This window comes from Nocardioides pakistanensis, from assembly GCF_054781215.1.
In genome coordinates this window covers 23,326-39,208 of record NZ_BAAGUV010000048.1, presented here as the reverse complement: position 1 = coordinate 39,208, position 15,883 = coordinate 23,326, and the positions used below count along the sequence as shown (strand labels likewise).

Here is a 15,883-nt window from a genome sequence, read left to right as displayed (position 1 = left end):
TATGCCCCATGCACACCCTTGAGAGGATGGTTCGCGTGATTGCGCGCGTCTCCCCCGGCGACCGGGTTGCCCTGCTGCTCCCGGGCTCCCCGGCCTACGTCGACCTGGTCCTGCTGGCCGCACGGCAGGGCGTGGTCCCGGTGCCGCTGGACCCGCGGCTCACCGAGCGCGAGCAGGCGGCGATCCTGGCCGACGTGGACCCCGCTGTCGTGGTGCGCGACGAGGCCGCGCTCGAGGAGGTGCGCGCTGGTCTGGACCCCGACCCGGTCAGCCCGGCACCGCTGGTTCGGCCGATGCACATGACCAGCGGCACGACGGGCGCGCCGAAGGGGGTCTGGTCGGGGCTGCTCGACGACGCCGCGGCGCAGGCTCTCGTCGCCGAGGAGCGCGAGCTGTGGGGTTTCACGGCCTCCGACGTGCACCTGGTGCTGAGCCCGCTCTACCACTCCGCGCCGCTGCGGTTCGCGACGGGCACGTTGCTCGCCGGCGGGCGGATCGTCCTACCCGGCGCCGCGTCCTCGCGCGGTGGGGAAACCCAGCGGCAGGGCGGGTTCGACCCCGCCGCGGCCACCCTGGCGATCGTGGAGGACCACCCGACGACGATGTTCTGCGTGCCTGCCCACCTGCAGCGACTCTTCGCCCACTGGGACACGGCCGGGGTGCCGGATCTATCCAGCTTCCGGCTGGTCGCGCACGCCGGCGCTGCCTGCCCGCCGGCGGTGAAGCGTCGCCTCCTCGAGCTGTTCCCGGCCGGCTCGACGTGGGAGTTCTACGGTTCGACCGAGGGTCAGTTCACCGCCTGCCGCAGCGAGGAGTGGCTGGAGCACCCCGGCACGGTCGGTCGGGCCCGTCCCGGCCGGTCGCTGAGCGTCGACCCGGACGGCACGATCTGGTGCACGGTCCCCGAGCACGCGCGGTTCAGCTACTGGAACGCGCCGGAGAAGACCGCCGCGTCGTGGCGGGAGACTCCGCAGGGAGCGGCGTTCACCGTCGGTGACCTGGGCCGGCTGGACGACGACGGCTACCTCTACCTCGAGGGTCGTCGTGAGGACCTGGTGATCAGCGGCGGCGTGAACGTGTACCCGGTGGAGGTCGAGCACGCGCTCGCCGAGCACCCGGGCGTGGTGGACGTGGCGGTGTTCGGGGTCGACGACGAGCGTTGGGGTCAGCGCGTGTGCGCCGCAGTGGTGGGGTCGGCCACGCCGGCGGAGCTCACCGCGTTCGCCGCCGAGCGGCTCGCGCCGCCGAAGCGGCCCAAGGAGTACTTCACCGTCGAGGCGCTGCCGCACACCGCGACGGGCAAGGTCAAGCGTCTGGAGCTACCCGGCCTTCTGGGCATCGGCTGAGCAGGCGAACCGCTGCCGGTACCGCTGCGGGCTCAGCCCCCGGATCCTGGTGAAGTGGTGGCGCAGGTTGGCCGCGTTCGCGAAGCCGACGTCCGCGGCGATCTGGTCCACCGAGCGCGTCGTGCTCTCCAGCAGCGCCTCCGCAGCGAGCACCCGCTGGCTGGTTATCCAGGCGTGCGGGGTGGTGCCGGTCTCCTCGCGGAAGCGCCGGGCGAACGTGCGCGGGGACATCGCACTGTGGCGGGCCAGCACGTCGACGGTCAGCGGCTCGTCGAGGTGCTCGACGATCCAGGTGAGCAGCGGCCCGAGGGTCTCGGCGTCACAGTCGGGCACCGGGGTGCGGATGAACTGAGCCTGCCCACCGTCGCGCTGCGGTGGGACGACCATGCGGCGCGCCACCATGCTCGCCACGCGCGACCCGAACTCCTTGCGGTACAGGTGCAGGCAGGCGTCGAGCCCCGCCGCCGATCCGGCGCTCGTGATCACGGGGTCCTCATCGACGTACAGCACCTCGGGAACCACCTCAGCACGCGGGAAGCGTGCGGCGAGCTCGTCGGTGTATACCCAGTGCGTGGTGCAGCGACGGCCATCGAGCAGGCCGGCCTCGCCGAGCGCGAAGGCGCCTGAGCAGACCGACAGCACGCGCGCCCCACGCTCGTAGGCCCGCTGGAGCACCCTGATCACGGCCGCGGGCACGGGCTGGTTGCGGGGCACGGCGGGCACCGCCACCAGGTCCGCCTCGGCCACCCGACCGAGGTCGTGGTCGACCTGGAGCCGGAACCCGGCTGAGGTCGAGACCTCACCGGGCCTGGGGGCACACACGGCGAAGTCGAACATCGGCAGACCCTGGTCGGAGCGGTCGGTCGCCCACGCCTCACAGAGAACCCCCAGCTCGAACGGCGCGACGCCGTCGTAGACCACCACGGCCACGTTCTCGATCATCTGGCCATCATGGCAGAGGTTTGGCAGGAAATCGATGAGCAATGTCAGGTCTGCCACTCGTGGCAGGAACTAGTCGAGAGCATGATTACTGCCATGACCGAGCTGCTGATCTTCTGGACCGTGGTGATCGTGCTTGCCGCACTGATGGCCACCCTTCGTGACCTGTACGACGACGGTTACGGCCGTCGCCCCCCACCGTCGAGCCACCTCCCCGACGCCAGCGACCCGCGCAACCGGATCCGCCCGGTCTGAACCGAGGTCGGGGGCGCGCTCAGCGCACGCGGACACACCTGGCGCCGGCAGGTCGCTGGTCTCCGGGCACGCCGTCACTGACCGCAACCATGCGCAGCCAGACCGCAGGGGAACGTGCCAGGAACCGGACCCGGGGCGCCGTGTAGCGCGTCGGACGTGCCTGGTACCTCCGGAGCGCAGGCCGAGGGCCGCACGAGCGTCGTGGGACCGTGAGAATCCGGTAGTGGTCGGCACCGGGTACCGGCACCGACGTCACGCGGACCACGTCTCGGCGGGGGGACCATGCCCGGCGAACCCGGACGGCGGCCGGCCGCGGCACCCGGGCCGACACCGAGCGCGACATCGGCCCGGCGACGTGCATGTTCCACGACTGCACGGTGAAGGCGTAGCGGTGGTGGGTGCGCAGCCCCGGGACGCGGTGTCTCCGTGCCGTGATGGGCAGCTCCGTCTCCACACGGGTCCACTCCTCCCCAACCGTGAGGTCGCGACGGAACAGGTGGTACTCGGTGGCGTGGGCGGCGGCGTCCCAGGAGACCGTCGCGACACCGCCGGCAGTGACGGCGACGCGCACGTCGGAGGGAGCGACTGGCACCTGCGCCGTGGGCGTCGCGATGACCGGCAACGAGAGCTCGCCCCACGTTCCGTCGTTGGTGGCCTGGACCCGGAAGGCGTACTCGTCCCCCGCGACGAGACCGGAGAGGTCCGCCGTCGTCACCCCCAGGAGCTCGGTGGTGGCCTCCCACCCGCCGTCACCGCTGACGTTGCGCCACCACACCCGGTACCCGGTGGCCTCCTCCGCGGGAGACCACGCCACCGAGACCCCGTAGTCGTGCGGCTCCACCGCGACATCCTCGGCGACGCCCGGCGCGCGCGGCACCGGCACGACCCGGACCACGTTGGAGCGCGTGTCGTCCTCGGCCGCCCAGCTGCCCTTCACCGGCTGGAGCACGAACTCGTAGGTGTGCCAGTTGACCAGCCGGTCGACGTACCAGGCCTGCCCCTCCACGGGATCGGTGGTCCGGGACCACGGGCCGCCGTCCGTGACGTCCCGCCACCAGACGTACTCCGCCAGTGCGCCCGGCGCCACGTCCCAGGTGAGGGTCACCGCCTCGTCGCCGGCGGCGACGCTCAGGTCCGGGGCGAAGCGGGGTCCCAGCGGCACCGTCGGAAGTGGTCGCGGGTACGGCGCACCGATGCCGAGCTCGGCGAGCGCGTCGGCCATCGCGGCCGCGATCTTGACCTCGCCCCGGGCGTTCGGGTGAGCCGGGTCCCACGTGTCTCGACCGTCGGCGAAGTCCGTGTCGGAGTAGGACACCACCACCGGGGAGGCGGGACTGTCGAGGGAGGCCGCCAGCGCCGGCAGGCGATCGTTGTACTCACGGACCCCGGCGAAGTTGGTGCCGGTCAGCCGGCCGAGCACGAACCCGACATCGGGCTTCGCCTCGCGCGCTTCAGCGACCCAGGAACGCATGACGCTCTCGAGCTCCGCAGGAGTCAGACCGAGCCAGACGAGGTCGTTCAGGCCGAGCAGGACGACGAGGACGTCCGGCCGGTAGGTGTCCACGAGCCTGCCCACCGGCCACGGCGGAGCGCTCGCCGATGCGCCCCAGCGAGCGGCATGATCCTGGTCGAAGCCGGGGTCGACGTAGTCGAGGCTCGGGCCCTCGCCGTGCAGGTTGTGAAGGCCGCGCTCCGGTCCGACGAGGTCGACGTCCGCACCGACCGCGTCGAGATGCCGGTCGAGCCGGTACCGCCAGGTGAAGTCGCCGGAGGATCCGTGGGTGATCGAGTCACCGACGATCAAGATGCGCGGAGGCGTTGCCTCCTGCGCTCTCGAGACAGCCGGAGACGAGGTCGCCACCACGACCAGCGCCAACACGGCCGCAAGCAACCTACCGACGCGTGCACCCAAGGCGGACGACCCCCGTCTCACGTCTTGCCCAGATCTGCCCTGATCCTACGTTCCGACAGCCGGCTGCCGGGCCGACACGACGAGGGGCCCGACCACCGGGTGGTGGTCGGGCCCCTCGTGCGTGGTGCGGGTCAGGCGGTGCGGCTCAGCCGCGGCGGGTCACTGACCGCCGGTGAGCTTCTCGCGCAGCGCCTGGAGCGCCTCGTCGGAGGCCAGCGAACCGCCGGTCTCCTCCTGGGCACCCTGGTCGGACGAGTACGACGTGGCCTCGCCGGCCTCGGCGGCGGCCTTCTTGGCCTCGGCCTGCTGCTTGACGTGAGCCTCCCAGCGGGCGTGCGCCTTGGCGTACTGCTCCTCCCAGGCGGCGCGCTGCTCGTCGTAGCCCTCGAGCCACTCGCCGGTCTCCGGGTCGAAGCCCTCGGGGTAGATGTAGTTGCCCTGCTCGTCGTAGGACGCGGTCATGCCGTACAGCGTCGGGTCGAACTCCTCGACCTCGGCCGCTGCGGCGGTCTCGTTGGCCTGCTTGAGCGACAGCGAGATCCGGCGACGCTCGAGGTCGATGTCGATGATCTTGACCATGACGTCGTCGTTGACCTGGACGACCTGCTCGGGGATCTCGACGTGGCGCTCGGCGAGCTCGGAGATGTGCACCAGCCCCTCGATGCCCTCCTCGACGCGGACGAACGAGCCGAACGGCACCAGCTTGGTGACCTTGCCCGGGACGATCTGGCCGATCTGGTGGGTGCGGGCGAAGTGCTGCCACGGGTCTTCCTGGGTCGCCTTCAGCGACAGGGAGACGCGCTCGCGGTCCATGTCGACGTCGAGCACCTCGACGGTGACCTCGTCGCCGACCGCGACGACCTCGGACGGGTGGTCGATGTGCTTCCAGGACAGCTCGGAGACGTGGACCAGACCGTCGACGCCGCCGAGGTCCACGAACGCACCGAAGTTGACGATCGAGGAGACGACACCCTTGCGGATCTGACCCTTCTGCAGCTGGGTCAGGAAGCCCTGGCGGACCTCCGACTGGGTCTGCTCGAGCCACGCACGACGCGAGAGCACGACGTTGTTGCGGTTCTTGTCGAGCTCGATGATCTTCGCCTCGAGCTCCTGGCCGACGTACGGCTGCAGGTCGCGCACACGACGCATCTCGACGAGCGAGGCGGGCAGGAAGCCACGCAGCCCGATGTCGAGGATGAGGCCACCCTTGACGACCTCGATGACGGTGCCGGTGACGACGCCGTCCTCCTCCTTGACCTGCTCGATGGTGCCCCAGGCGCGCTCGTACTGGGCGCGCTTCTTGGACAGGATCAGTCGGCCTTCCTTGTCCTCCTTCTGGAGGACGAGGGCCTCGACCGCGTCGCCGACGGAGACGACCTCGGAGGGGTCGACGTCGTGCTTGATCGAGAGCTCACGCGAGGGGATGACGCCCTCGGTCTTGTAGCCGATGTCGAGCAGGACCTCGTCCCGATCAACCTTGACGATGGTGCCTTCGACGATGTCACCGTCGTTGAAGTACTTGATGGTCGCGTCGATCGCCGCGAGGAAGTCCTCTTCGGACCCGATGTCGTTGACCGCAACCTGCGGTGCGTCCGAGAGAGTGGGAGTGCTCGTCATAAGGGAATGGATTCCTTGGATGGATGGTGTCGTGCGGGCGCGCGACAGGAGCCCGTTTCACTACTTCGTATGGTGACTGCCGGTGAGCGCCGGCGGTGCGAACGAACAGCGAGCGTGAATCTGCTCCGTCTGAGATCCAGGCAGACTCCAAGCGCGCCTGCCAGGATACGCGCCCGCCACGCCCCACGTCCAACCGGGCGAACCGGTGGTGTCTAGGGTTTGTCAAACTTCCGCTACGCTGGTGGCGTGGCCCCCGAGGAGGACAGGTTCCGGATCGGCGAGCTGAGCCGGCGCACCGGCCTCAGCGAGCACGTCCTGCGTGCCTGGGAACGACGCTACGGCGTGCTCCATCCGGAGCGTTCGAGCGGGGGTTTCCGGCTCTACTCCCCCGACGATGAACGCCGGGTCCGGCAGATGCAGGACGCCCTGGCCCGGGGCCTCTCCCCTGCGGAGGCGGCCCGTACGGCGGTCGGGGCCGGTGAACCTGTGCGCGGACCCCTGGATCTCGGCGAGGCCGTCGACCGGCTCGCCGACGCGCTGGAGGACTACGACGCCACCCGCGCGCACGACCTCCTCAGCGAGCTGCTGGCCACCGGCGAGGTCGACCAGGTGCTGCGAGAGACGGTGCTGCCCGTGCTCCGTCGCCTCGGCGACCGGTGGGAGCACGGCGAGGTCTCGGTCGGCCAGGAGCACTTCGCGAGCAACCTGCTGCGGGCCCGGCTCGCCGGCCTGGTGCAGGAGGTTCCCGCTCCCGCGCGCACGGCGCTGCTCGCCTGCCCTCCCGGTGAGCAGCACGACCTGCCCCTGCTGATCCACGCTGTGTGCCTGAGCCGACGGGGCTGGCGCACGGTCTTCCTCGGCGCCGACGTGCCCCTCCCCGACCTGGTCGGCACCGCCCACAGCACCCAGCCGGACCTGGTCGTGGTCGCCGCCACGACACCCGCGCATGTCGGATCCGTCATCGGGCACCTGAGGCTGCTCGCACGGGCCACCACCGTCGCCCTGGGCGGCCGGGGCGCCACCGTCGGGGCCGCCGACCGCGCCGGAGCACTGCTCCTGACCGCGGACCCGGTGACCGAGGCAGAGCGCCTCTCCGAGCTCGTCGCGGCACCCGTCCCGACACCGTCGGCCACGCCCGGCACCGGTCCCACCACCGAAGGATGACGATGCCCGCACCCGACACCGCCGAGACCCTGCTGGACCGGCTCGCCCGGCTCACCACCGGACGGCGCTCCGCGTGGGGCGTCCTGCTCGTCTCCTTCCTGCTCGCCGGACTGGCGATGGGCGTGGGCTCGACCGTGTCGAGCAGCGGGGACGCCCCGAACTCGCTGCCCGACGACGCCGAGTCCGCGCGCGTCTCGGAGCAGACCAAGGAGTTCGAGGGCGCCGACGTGCTGCCCGCGATCGCCGTCTTCGCCCGCGAGGGTGAGCGGCTCACCGAGGCCGACCTCGCGGCGGTGCAGCAGGCCGCGGGCAGGTTCGAGTCGGTCGTCGACGCGGCCACCTCGCCGCCGGTCCCCGCGCCCGACGGTCAGGCGGCGATCGTGAGCATCCCGGTGTCTGCGGAGCTGAGCGGGTTCAACCTCACCGAGGTGGTCGGTGACCTGCGCGAGGTCGCGGACGAGGACCTGCCCGAGGGGCTGACCGTCGAGCTCACCGGCGGTGCGGCCTTCGCCTCCGACACCGCTTCGGCCTTCGAGGGGGCTGACGTCCGACTGCTGCTGGTGACGGCCCTCGTGGTCGCCGTACTCCTCCTGCTCACCTACCGCTCACCCACGCTGTGGCTGGTGCCGCTGGTCGTGGTCGGGCTCGCCGACCGGGTCGCGGCCTCGCTGACGGAGGTCGGAGCGGACCTCCTGGGCACCGAGCTCGACGGGTCGACCACCGGCATCACCAGCGTGCTCGTGTTCGGTGCGGGCACCAACTACGCGCTGCTGCTGGTGTCCCGCTACCGCGAGGAGCTGCGCCGCACGCGCGAGCACCGGCAGGCACTGGCCGACGCCGTGCGCGGCGCTGCCTCGGCGATCCTGGCCAGCAACCTCACCGTCGTGCTCGCACTCCTGACCCTGCTGCTCGGCGTGCTGCCCAACAACCGGAGCCTCGGAGCGTCCGCCGCCGTCGGCCTGGTCATCGCGCTCGCGTTCGCGCTGTTCACCCTGCCGGCGGCGCTGTCGATCTTCGGGCGCGGGCTCTTCTGGCCCTTCGTCCCGCGGGTCGGGGACGAGGACAAGACCCGGACCGGTGGCTGGTTCCGGCTCGCCGGCGCGGTCACCCGCCGCCCGGTGCCCGTGGTGGCCGCGTCGGCCGCGGTGCTGGCCCTGCTGGCCAGCGGCCTGCTCGGGGCGAGCCTCGGTCTGTCCCAGACCGAGCAGTTCCGGGTCGAGGCGGAGTCGGTGGACGGCCTCGAGACGCTGTCGAAGCACTTCCCTCCCGGTGCCTCCGACCCCGTCACGATCATCGTCGACGCCGCGGACGCGGACCGGGCGCTCGCCGTCGTCGCCGAGACCGACGGCGTGGTCGAGGCCCGGCCGACCGGACGCTCGGACACGGGGCTGGCGCAGATCACCGCCACCCTCGACTCGGCACCGTCGACCGACGAGAGCATCGACACCATCAAGGCACTACGCAGCAACCTCGACGAGGTCGGCGACGACGCGCTGGTCGGCGGCTCCGTGGCCCAGGACCTCGACAGCCGCGAGGGCACCCTCCGCGACATGACGGTGATCATCCCGCTGATCCTCGCGGTCGTGCTGCTGGTGCTGTTCGCGGTGCTGCGTGCCGTGGCGACGCCGGTGATCCTGATCGGGATCAACATCCTCAGCTCGCTCGCGGCGCTGGGTGCGGGTGCCTGGGCCAGCGAGCACGTGTTCGGGTTCCCCGCCCTCGACGTCGGCACCCCGCTGTTCTCGTTCCTGTTCCTGGTCGCGCTGGGCATCGACTACACGATCTTCCTCGTGCTGCGGGCCAAGGAGGAGACCGCCGAGCACGGCACCCGCGAGGGCATGGTGCAGGCCGTCGGCCTCACCGGCAGCGTGATCACCAGCGCCGGACTGGTGCTCGCAGCAGTGTTCGCGGTGCTCGGCGTGCTGCCGCTGATCACGCTCACCCAGATCGGCATCATCGTCGGCCTCGGCATCATGATCGACACGTTCTTCGTCCGGACGATCGTCGTGCCGGCGGTGTTCGCCCTGATCGGTCCCAAGGTCTGGTGGCCCTCTCCCCTGTCGAAGGCCGGCCGCTAGTCAGGCGTCGCGTGGAGGTCGCCGGTCCGCGCGATCGCCAGGAGCTGGTCGTGCGCGCGGTCCGCGACCGGGTTCTCACCCAGCCGTGAGGCCAGCTCCACGAGCGCGAAGAGGTCTGCGGCCCTGGCGCGCTCGAGCAGCTCCTCCCGGTCGGCCGGCGCGTCGACGACCCGGTCCGTGTAGACGCCGAGGACGGCGTCGGCGAACGCCGGCCGGCGGTCGAAGCGCAGCAGGTTGCCGAGGTCGGTGAACGGGCTGCCGGCGTGGGCGAACTCCCAGTCCAGGAGTCCCGTGACCGCACCCGTCGTCGGCTCGACCAGCAGGTTCTTCGGGTTGAAGTCACTGTGCACCAGGCACGCGCGATCGGTCCGGTCCAGGACGTCCTGCGCCCGGTCGGCGACGTCGGTCAGGGCGGCCCGGTCCCGGCCGGTCCACGTCGCCAGCGGGCCCTCGCCGGTGTGGTGCTCCAGCCACGCCGCCAGGTCGGTGAGCTCGGGAGGCACCGGGCCGATCCGGAGCTCGCCGTCGAGGAACTCCCCCGCCCGCAGCATCGGCATCTGCGCCAGCCGAGCCAGCAGCGCCCCGAGCGCCTGCCCGACCCGGCCGGCCGGCCCGTCGCCGAGGTCGGGCAGCACCTCGTCGAGTCGGCTCCCGGCGAGCCACGAGGTCACCAGCAGGGCCGGTGTCCCGGTCGAGGGGTCGGCCCGTCGTACCTCCAGCACCTCGGGCACCGGCAGCAGCCCGCGGACCAGACGCAGCACGGCAGCATCGACCTCGGCGGCTGCCGGCCCGCGCCCAGCGCTGCGGCCGGCATAGATGCGTACGACGCTCCGCTCGCCCAGGGACTCGGCCAGGAAGGTCTCCCCGCTGTGGCCGCCCGGCAGCGGCACGAGCTCGGGAAGGACGTCCATACCGCCCGATGCTTCCATGGCCGAGCCAGGTGAGGTGGTCCCGGGCGCCTCAGGGGCACTGCTCGCGGGCGACCTCGCTGGGCAGGCCCGGCAGCCGCAGGGCGGTGAGCTCGGCGCTCGCGACGACGTTGTTCACGAACAGCCGCCAGTCGAGCGGGGAGCGGACCGCCCGCTCGAGCCGCGCCACCGCGCCGCACTCCAGCGCCGCCGACGCCGCCGCCACCTCCGGGTCGTCAGCCGGCGCGTTGCCGGCGAACCGCGCGACCACCCAGGCCGGGTGGAGCGACTTCTCGTGACCGATCCGTCCCGAACGGTCCGGCGGCAGGGCGGTCCGGGCGGCCAGCGGGTCGGCCAGGCCGAGTGCGTCGACCACCGCGACCTGCGGGCCGAGGCTGTAGCCGAAGACTCCGATCGTCGGGTACGTCGTGACGATCTCGTAGCCCGGCTCCGGACGGGGCACCAGGCCGCCGGGGGCGTACAGAGTCAACGGTGAGGGGTTCACATAGGACAGACCGTTCTCGAGGTGGTCCTCCACCGCTGTGGCCGCCGCCATGAAGCCACCGCCCGCGTGCTGCTCGAGGGTCACCGGGTGCTCCTCGCCGGTGAACGTCACGTAGAACCCGTGCTCGTCGGCGATGCCGCCGTTGTCAGGCGGGATCACGTCGGAGCCGAAGTAGTCCGGGCGCAGCCCGAGCGCCGCGACGACTGCCCAGGTCGCGACCACGGCGAACGGCACGGTGACCCGCGAGTCGTCGCGGCGGAACGGCAGGACCGCCGCAGGCAGGGCGAGCGCGAACAGGGCGGGGAGCAGCAACCGACCGTGCATGAAGTCTCCACCGACCTTGACCACGAACGCGGCGTGCGCCAGCGCCCCGGCCACGGGTGCCAGGATCAGCAGCCCCTTCGGCGACCACCGCCCTGTCGCGCGCCACCGCGCATACGCCACCACGGCCACGACCGCCAGCGGGAGCAGCAGCAGGTACGCGCCGGCGAAGTCGGCCAGATAGGTCGCCCCCTGCTCGAGACGACTGCCGGAGGCCTCCTTCGCCAACGCGGTGTTCGGCACGAGGGAGCCGTAGTAGCCCATCCGGAAGACCTGGTAGACGACGGGCAGGGCAACGGCGGTCACCCCGGCGCGCACCACCCAGGCGGCTCCGCGCGAGCGGTGGACGATGAACCACACGGCCAGGAACGCCGCCGAGAACACCGCCAGGTCGGGCCGGATCAACGGCCCCAGGCCCAGAAGCACCGCCAGCGGCAGGTCCCGGCGCATGACCCGCGTCGTGGCCAGGACGGCCCTGGTCAACGCCAGGTAGGAGCCACCGAGCCAGGCGAAGGTCAGGCCGGTCTCCAGCCCCGAGGTGGCGAAGTGCCACGCCGGTGGGACCGCGACGAAGAGCAGCAGCCCGAACGGCACCCAGCGGCCGCGCTCACCCGGTTCGGCGTGGATCCGAGCCGCCGCGAGGCCGCCCCACACCACGCCCGCGACCGTCATGGCCAGGCCGGCGAGCACCGCGAACCACTCGAGTGGGCCGGGCAGCAAGGCGCCCGCCGCGAGGATGCCGAGCCACAAGGTGCTGGTGCCCGCCTCCACGCGCTCGCCCACGTTGTAGACCGGGCCGTGACCGGCGAGCAGGTTGTCGACGATCCGGAAGTTGATGAACGCGTCGTCGGAGTTCCACCGGTTGCTGAACCCGGCCCCGCCGATCAGGAGTGCGAGGACCCCCAGTACTGCCCGCAGACTCACCGGGCGAGGCTAGCACCGGGGCGTGGGCCTAAGGTGAGCGTCGTGGCAGCTCCTCACGGCATCGAGCCGGTCCGCCGTACCGTCCCCGAGGACGAGACCCGTCGGGCCAACCGCCGCGACTGGGACGCCTACGCCGACGAGTACCAGGCGACCCACGGACAGTTCCTCGGCGACGTGCAGTTCGTCTGGTCGCCTGAAGGCGTCGACGAGGCGCAGGCCCGGGTGCTCGGCGACGTGGCGGGCCGCGACGTCCTCGAGATCGGCTGCGGCGCCGCACAGTGCGCACGCTGGCTGACCACGCAGGGTGCTCGCACGGTCGGCCTCGACGTGTCGCACCGTCAGCTGCAGCACGCGCGCCGGATCGACGCCGACACGCAGGTGGAGGTGCCGACGGTCTGCGCGACCGCCACCGACCTGCCCTTCGCGGACGGGTCCTTCGACATCGCGTTCTCCGCCTTCGGCGCCCTGCAGTTCGTCGCCGAGGCGGACCGGGCCGTGGCCGAGGTCGCCCGGGTGCTGCGGGCACGAGGCCGGTTCGCGTTCTCGGTGACCCACCCGGTGCGGTGGAGCATGCCGGACGACCCGTCCGCCGCCGGCCTGGTGGTCACCAGCTCGTACTGGGACCGCACGCCCTACGTCGAGCAGGACGCGGAGACCGGGGCGGCGACGTACGTCGAGCACCACCGCACCCTGGGTGACTGGGTGCGGATCCTGGCCAGGCACGGGTTCGTGCTCGAGGACCTGCTCGAACCCGAGTGGCCCGAAGGTCACGACCGCGTGTGGGGCGGCTGGGGTCCGGTCCGCGGCGCACTGATCCCGGGCACGGCGATCTTCAGCGCACGCCTGGGCTGACCCTCGTCACAGCGGGAGCTTGCGGAACAGCGGACGCGGCACGTGCCGTAGCCCCGACATCACCGCCCGCAGCGGGGCCGGCACCCAGACGAGCTCGCGTCCCTGGGCCACCCCGTCGACGACCGCGTCGGCCACCTGCTCCGGGGTCGCGGCCAGCGGTGCCGGCGACCGGCCCTCGGTCATCTTCGTGCTGACGAACCCGGGCCGTACGACGAGCACCCGCACGCCGTGCGGGCGCAGCGCCTCGCCCAGCCCGAGGTAGAAGCCGTCCATGCCGGCCTTGCTGGAGCCGTACACGAAGTTCGACCGGCGGACCCGCTCCCCCGCCACCGACGACAGCGCGACGATCACGCCGTGGCCCTGCCGGCGCATCACCTCGCCGAGGCAGACCCCGACGCTGACCGGACCGACGTAGTTGACCTCGGCGAGCTCCACCGCGGCGTCGTGGTCCTGCCAGGCACGTTCCTCGTCGCCGAGGACGCCGAAGGCGACCACCGCCACGTCGATGTCGCCACCGGCGGCGGCCAGCTCCACGACCTCCCGGTGGCTGCCGGTGTCGCGGGCGTCGAAGTCGACCGGCTCCACCTCGGCGCCCTGCCGGGCGAGGCGGTCCGCCGCCGCGTCGCGCTGCGCCGACGGCCGGGCGGCGAGCACGACCCGCAGGCTGCCGGTGCGCAGGTAGCGCTCCGCGACCGCCAGGGCGATGTCGCTGGTGCCGCCCAGGAGCAGCAGGCTCTGCGGGTTGCCGAGGGCGTCGAGCATGGTGGGGCACCTTCCGTGGACGGGTCGTGATCGAGGGGCAGACGTCAGAGGTCGGTCACAGCCCCAGGCGCCGGGCAAGGTCGGAGGTGAACACGCCCTCGGGGTCGGCCTCCGCGCGGACGGCTCGGAAATCCTCCACCCGGGGGTACATCGCGCGGACCAGGTCCGGCCGGGCCCGTGCATCCTTGGCGAGGTACAGCCGGCCGCCCGCCTCCAGGACCAGGTCGTCGAGCCGGGCGAACAGCCCGGCGAGGCCTGGTGCCGCGGGCAGGTCGAGGGCCAGCGTCCAACCCTGCGTCGGGAAGGACAGGTAGCCGGGGCCTCCAGGGCCGAACCGCTTCAGCACGGCCAGGAAGGAGGCGTGCCCGGCGTCGGCGATCAGGTCTACCGCCTCGGCGAGCGCGTCCTCCGCCGCGTCGGGCACCACGAACTGGTACTGCACCAGCCCGCGCCGGCCGTAGAGACGGTTCCAGTCGCCGACCCCGTCGAGCGGGTGGAAGAACGTCGCGAGGTGCTGGACCTCCCCGCGCCGGCTGCGTGGTGCCTTGCGGAACCAGGCCTCGTTGAACGCCTTGACCGACCAGTGGTTCATCAACAGCTCGGGGGCCCAGCGCGGGGCGCGCAGGCGCTGCCGGGCGTCGAACGACAGCGGGCGGCTGCGCACCCGCTCGGGCAGCTCGTCGACCGTGGCATGGTTACCGCGCGTGAGCACGGCCCGACCCTGCGCCGCTCCCCGCGCCAGCAGGTCGATCCAGGCCACGGAGTACGTGTAGCTCGCGTCGCCGGTGCGCATCAGGTCGACGACCTCGGCGAGGTTGGCCGCACGGTCGGTGTCGACCGTGATGTACGACGAGGTGACCGGCCGGACCCGCAGCACCGCGGAGGTGACCACACCGGTGAGGCCCATCCCGCCGACGGTGGCCCAGAACAGCTCCGGTGTCGTCTCGGGTGTGAGCACCCGCACCCGGCCGGTGCCGTCGACCAGCGTCATCTCGGAGACATGCCGGCCGAACGAGCCGTCCACGTGGTGGTTCTTGCCGTGGATGTCGGCGGCGATCGCACCACCGACGGTCACGAACCGGGTGCCGGGGGTGACCGGGACGAAGAAGCCGTGCGGAAGGAGCTCGCGGATCAGCCGGTCGAGGTCGACCCCGGCGTCGACGCGGACCGTCCCCCTCGCCGGGTCCAGGACGAGGCCCTGTCCTTGGTCGAGGCGAAGCACGTCGCCCCCGGCGTTCTGGGCGGCGTCGCCGTAGGAACGGCCCAGTCCGCGTGCGACGATCCCCCGCCGGCCCGCCCGTCGTACCGCGTCGGCGACGGCGGCCGGGTCGGCGGCGAGGTGCCGGACCGTCGCGACCGTGGGTGCGGTCCGGCCCCACCCCGTCAGCTGCTCCTGCTCAGGCAACGCTCACCCCGATGCCGACGAGCGCCAGCCACACGAGCCCGAGCAGCTGCAGGACGCGGTCGTGCCAGACGATGTCCTCGGGCTCGCCGGCCCGGCCAGCGTCGATGTCGACGGCGTAGCGCATCAGGGCAAGCACGAACGGCACGATCGACAGTGCCTGCCAGGGGACGTCACCGGTGCGCGGCTCGTTGAAGGCCCACAGGCTGTAACCCATGATCGTGATCGCGGTCGCGACGCCCCAGATGAACCGGAGGTAGCTCTCGGTGTAGCGGACCAGGGAACGCCGGGTGCCGCCGTCACCGCCCAGGGTGCGCAGCTCGGAGTAGCGCTTGCCGGCCACGATGAACAGCGACCCGAACCCGGCGACCAGCAGGAACCACTCGGAGATCCGGATGTCCGAGGCCAGGCCGCCGGCGACGCCGCGGAGCAGGAAACCGCTGGCGACCACGGCGATGTCGAGCACCGCCTGGTGCTTGAGGCTGAGGACGTAGGCGACCTGGAGAGCGAGGTAGCCGAGCATCAGCACGACGAGCGCCACCGACGCGGTGGCAGCCAGGGCCACGGACCCGGCGGCGAGGACCGCGGCGACGAGCACTGCGTGCCGCGGCGAGAGGTGCCCGGCCGCGATCGGCCGGTGTCGCTTGGTCGGGTGCAGCCGGTCGGCCTCGACGTCAGCGGTGTCGTTGGCGAGGTACACCGCGCTGGAGGCCATCGAGAACGACACCACCGCCACCGCGGTGGCGACGGCGACGTCGGGCTCGGTGAGCCGCCCCGCGGCGAGCGGGGCGGCCACGACGAGCAGGTTCTTCACCCACTGCTTCGGGCGCATCGCCCTCAGCACCGCGACCACCGGCCCGGGGCCGGCGGCGAGGTTCGTGTCGGTCACCGGGACAGG

The 15,883-nt window shown here is 72.2% G+C and carries 13 protein-coding genes; 5 read left to right on the top strand and 8 right to left on the bottom strand.

Translation table 11 applies throughout. From position 1 onward, the window contains the following. The first annotated feature begins 26 nt into the window (after nucleotides 1-26). Nucleotides 27-1,346 carry a class I adenylate-forming enzyme family protein gene (locus tag ACYVIH_RS17105; protein ID WP_460870705.1) on the top strand — a complete coding sequence of 440 codons (1,320 nt, stop codon included), beginning with the start codon at nucleotides 27-29 and terminating at the stop codon, nucleotides 1,344-1,346. Here ACYVIH_RS17105 and ACYVIH_RS17100 read toward each other — a convergent pair. Beyond that, a complete protein-coding gene (locus ACYVIH_RS17100; protein WP_460870704.1) occupies nucleotides 1,320-2,288 on the bottom strand; it encodes a GlxA family transcriptional regulator in 969 nt (322 codons plus the stop codon). The genes ACYVIH_RS17105 and ACYVIH_RS17100 overlap by 27 nt on opposite strands. Before the next feature lie 93 nt (nucleotides 2,289-2,381). Here ACYVIH_RS17100 and ACYVIH_RS17095 point away from each other — a divergent pair, with 93 nt between their 5' ends. After that, complete coding sequence (locus ACYVIH_RS17095) at nucleotides 2,382-2,540, top strand: hypothetical protein (protein ID WP_460870703.1); 159 nt, start codon at nucleotides 2,382-2,384, stop codon at nucleotides 2,538-2,540. Between the two features lie 19 nt (nucleotides 2,541-2,559). Here the strand turns inward: ACYVIH_RS17095 and ACYVIH_RS17090 are convergent, their stop codons facing one another. Further along, on the bottom strand, nucleotides 2,560-4,419 hold the full coding sequence (locus ACYVIH_RS17090; RefSeq protein WP_460870701.1) for a fibronectin type III domain-containing protein: 1,860 nt from the start codon (nucleotides 4,417-4,419) through the stop codon (nucleotides 2,560-2,562). A 192-nt stretch (nucleotides 4,420-4,611) separates the two neighbouring features. Further along, nucleotides 4,612-6,069 carry a 30S ribosomal protein S1 gene (rpsA, locus tag ACYVIH_RS17085; protein WP_460870700.1) on the bottom strand — a complete coding sequence of 486 codons (1,458 nt, stop codon included), beginning with the start codon at nucleotides 6,067-6,069 and terminating at the stop codon, nucleotides 4,612-4,614. A 246-nt stretch (nucleotides 6,070-6,315) separates the two neighbouring features. On the opposite strand from rpsA, the gene ACYVIH_RS17080 reads away from it, so the two are divergent. Together ACYVIH_RS17080 and ACYVIH_RS17075 are read left to right on the top strand one after the other, a co-directional pair. Continuing rightward, nucleotides 6,316-7,233 (top strand): MerR family transcriptional regulator, encoded by a 918-nt coding sequence (locus tag ACYVIH_RS17080; RefSeq protein ID WP_460870699.1) that lies wholly within the window; start codon nucleotides 6,316-6,318, stop codon nucleotides 7,231-7,233. A gap of 2 nt (nucleotides 7,234-7,235) precedes the next feature. Beyond that, the gene (locus ACYVIH_RS17075; protein ID WP_460870698.1) at nucleotides 7,236-9,311 is read left to right on the top strand and encodes an MMPL family transporter; all 2,076 of its coding nucleotides are present in this window, start codon (nucleotides 7,236-7,238) and stop codon (nucleotides 9,309-9,311) included. Here ACYVIH_RS17075 and ACYVIH_RS17070 read toward each other — a convergent pair. Next, complete coding sequence (locus ACYVIH_RS17070; RefSeq protein ID WP_460870697.1) at nucleotides 9,308-10,222, bottom strand: phosphotransferase; 915 nt, start codon at nucleotides 10,220-10,222, stop codon at nucleotides 9,308-9,310. The two genes, ACYVIH_RS17075 and ACYVIH_RS17070, sit on opposite strands and share 4 nt — an antisense overlap. 49 nt (nucleotides 10,223-10,271) lie before the next feature. Further along, nucleotides 10,272-11,969, bottom strand: coding sequence for a hypothetical protein (locus tag ACYVIH_RS17065; protein WP_460870696.1), 1,698 nt, complete (start codon nucleotides 11,967-11,969; stop codon nucleotides 10,272-10,274). Between the two features lie 42 nt (nucleotides 11,970-12,011). Here ACYVIH_RS17065 and ACYVIH_RS17060 point away from each other — a divergent pair, with 42 nt between their 5' ends. Continuing rightward, nucleotides 12,012-12,821, top strand: coding sequence for a class I SAM-dependent methyltransferase (locus ACYVIH_RS17060; protein WP_460870695.1), 810 nt, complete (start codon nucleotides 12,012-12,014; stop codon nucleotides 12,819-12,821). A gap of 6 nt (nucleotides 12,822-12,827) precedes the next feature. Here ACYVIH_RS17060 and ACYVIH_RS17055 read toward each other — a convergent pair whose 3' ends face one another. The 3 genes from ACYVIH_RS17055 to ACYVIH_RS17045 are packed head-to-tail and all read right to left on the bottom strand — an operon-like array spanning nucleotide 12,828 to nucleotide 15,874. Further along, nucleotides 12,828-13,583 carry a decaprenylphospho-beta-D-erythro-pentofuranosid-2-ulose 2-reductase gene (locus tag ACYVIH_RS17055; RefSeq protein WP_460870694.1) on the bottom strand — a complete coding sequence of 252 codons (756 nt, stop codon included), beginning with the start codon at nucleotides 13,581-13,583 and terminating at the stop codon, nucleotides 12,828-12,830. A gap of 55 nt (nucleotides 13,584-13,638) precedes the next feature. After that, nucleotides 13,639-14,988, bottom strand: coding sequence for an FAD-binding protein (locus ACYVIH_RS17050; RefSeq protein WP_460870693.1), 1,350 nt, complete (start codon nucleotides 14,986-14,988; stop codon nucleotides 13,639-13,641). Then, the gene (locus tag ACYVIH_RS17045; RefSeq protein ID WP_460870692.1) at nucleotides 14,981-15,874 is read right to left on the bottom strand and encodes a decaprenyl-phosphate phosphoribosyltransferase; all 894 of its coding nucleotides are present in this window, start codon (nucleotides 15,872-15,874) and stop codon (nucleotides 14,981-14,983) included. Before ACYVIH_RS17045 ends, ACYVIH_RS17050 begins: the two co-directional genes overlap by 8 nt. Between the last annotated feature and the right edge of the window lie 9 nt (nucleotides 15,875-15,883).

Excerpts from the sequence above, each read along its gene's own strand:
- ACYVIH_RS17100 (WP_460870704.1), bottom strand. The coding sequence starts at position 2,288 with ATGATCGAGAACGTGGCCGTGGTGGTCTACGACGGCGTCGCGCCGTTC.
- ACYVIH_RS17095 (WP_460870703.1), top strand. The coding sequence starts at position 2,382 with ATGACCGAGCTGCTGATCTTCTGGACCGTGGTGATCGTGCTTGCCGCA.
- rpsA (WP_460870700.1), bottom strand. The coding sequence starts at position 6,069 with ATGACGAGCACTCCCACTCTCTCGGACGCACCGCAGGTTGCGGTCAAC.
- ACYVIH_RS17070 (WP_460870697.1), bottom strand. The coding sequence starts at position 10,222 with ATGGACGTCCTTCCCGAGCTCGTGCCGCTGCCGGGCGGCCACAGCGGG.
- ACYVIH_RS17075 (WP_460870698.1), top strand. The coding sequence starts at position 7,236 with ATGCCCGCACCCGACACCGCCGAGACCCTGCTGGACCGGCTCGCCCGG.
- ACYVIH_RS17105 (WP_460870705.1), top strand. The coding sequence starts at position 27 with ATGGTTCGCGTGATTGCGCGCGTCTCCCCCGGCGACCGGGTTGCCCTG.
- ACYVIH_RS17055 (WP_460870694.1), bottom strand. The coding sequence starts at position 13,583 with ATGCTCGACGCCCTCGGCAACCCGCAGAGCCTGCTGCTCCTGGGCGGC.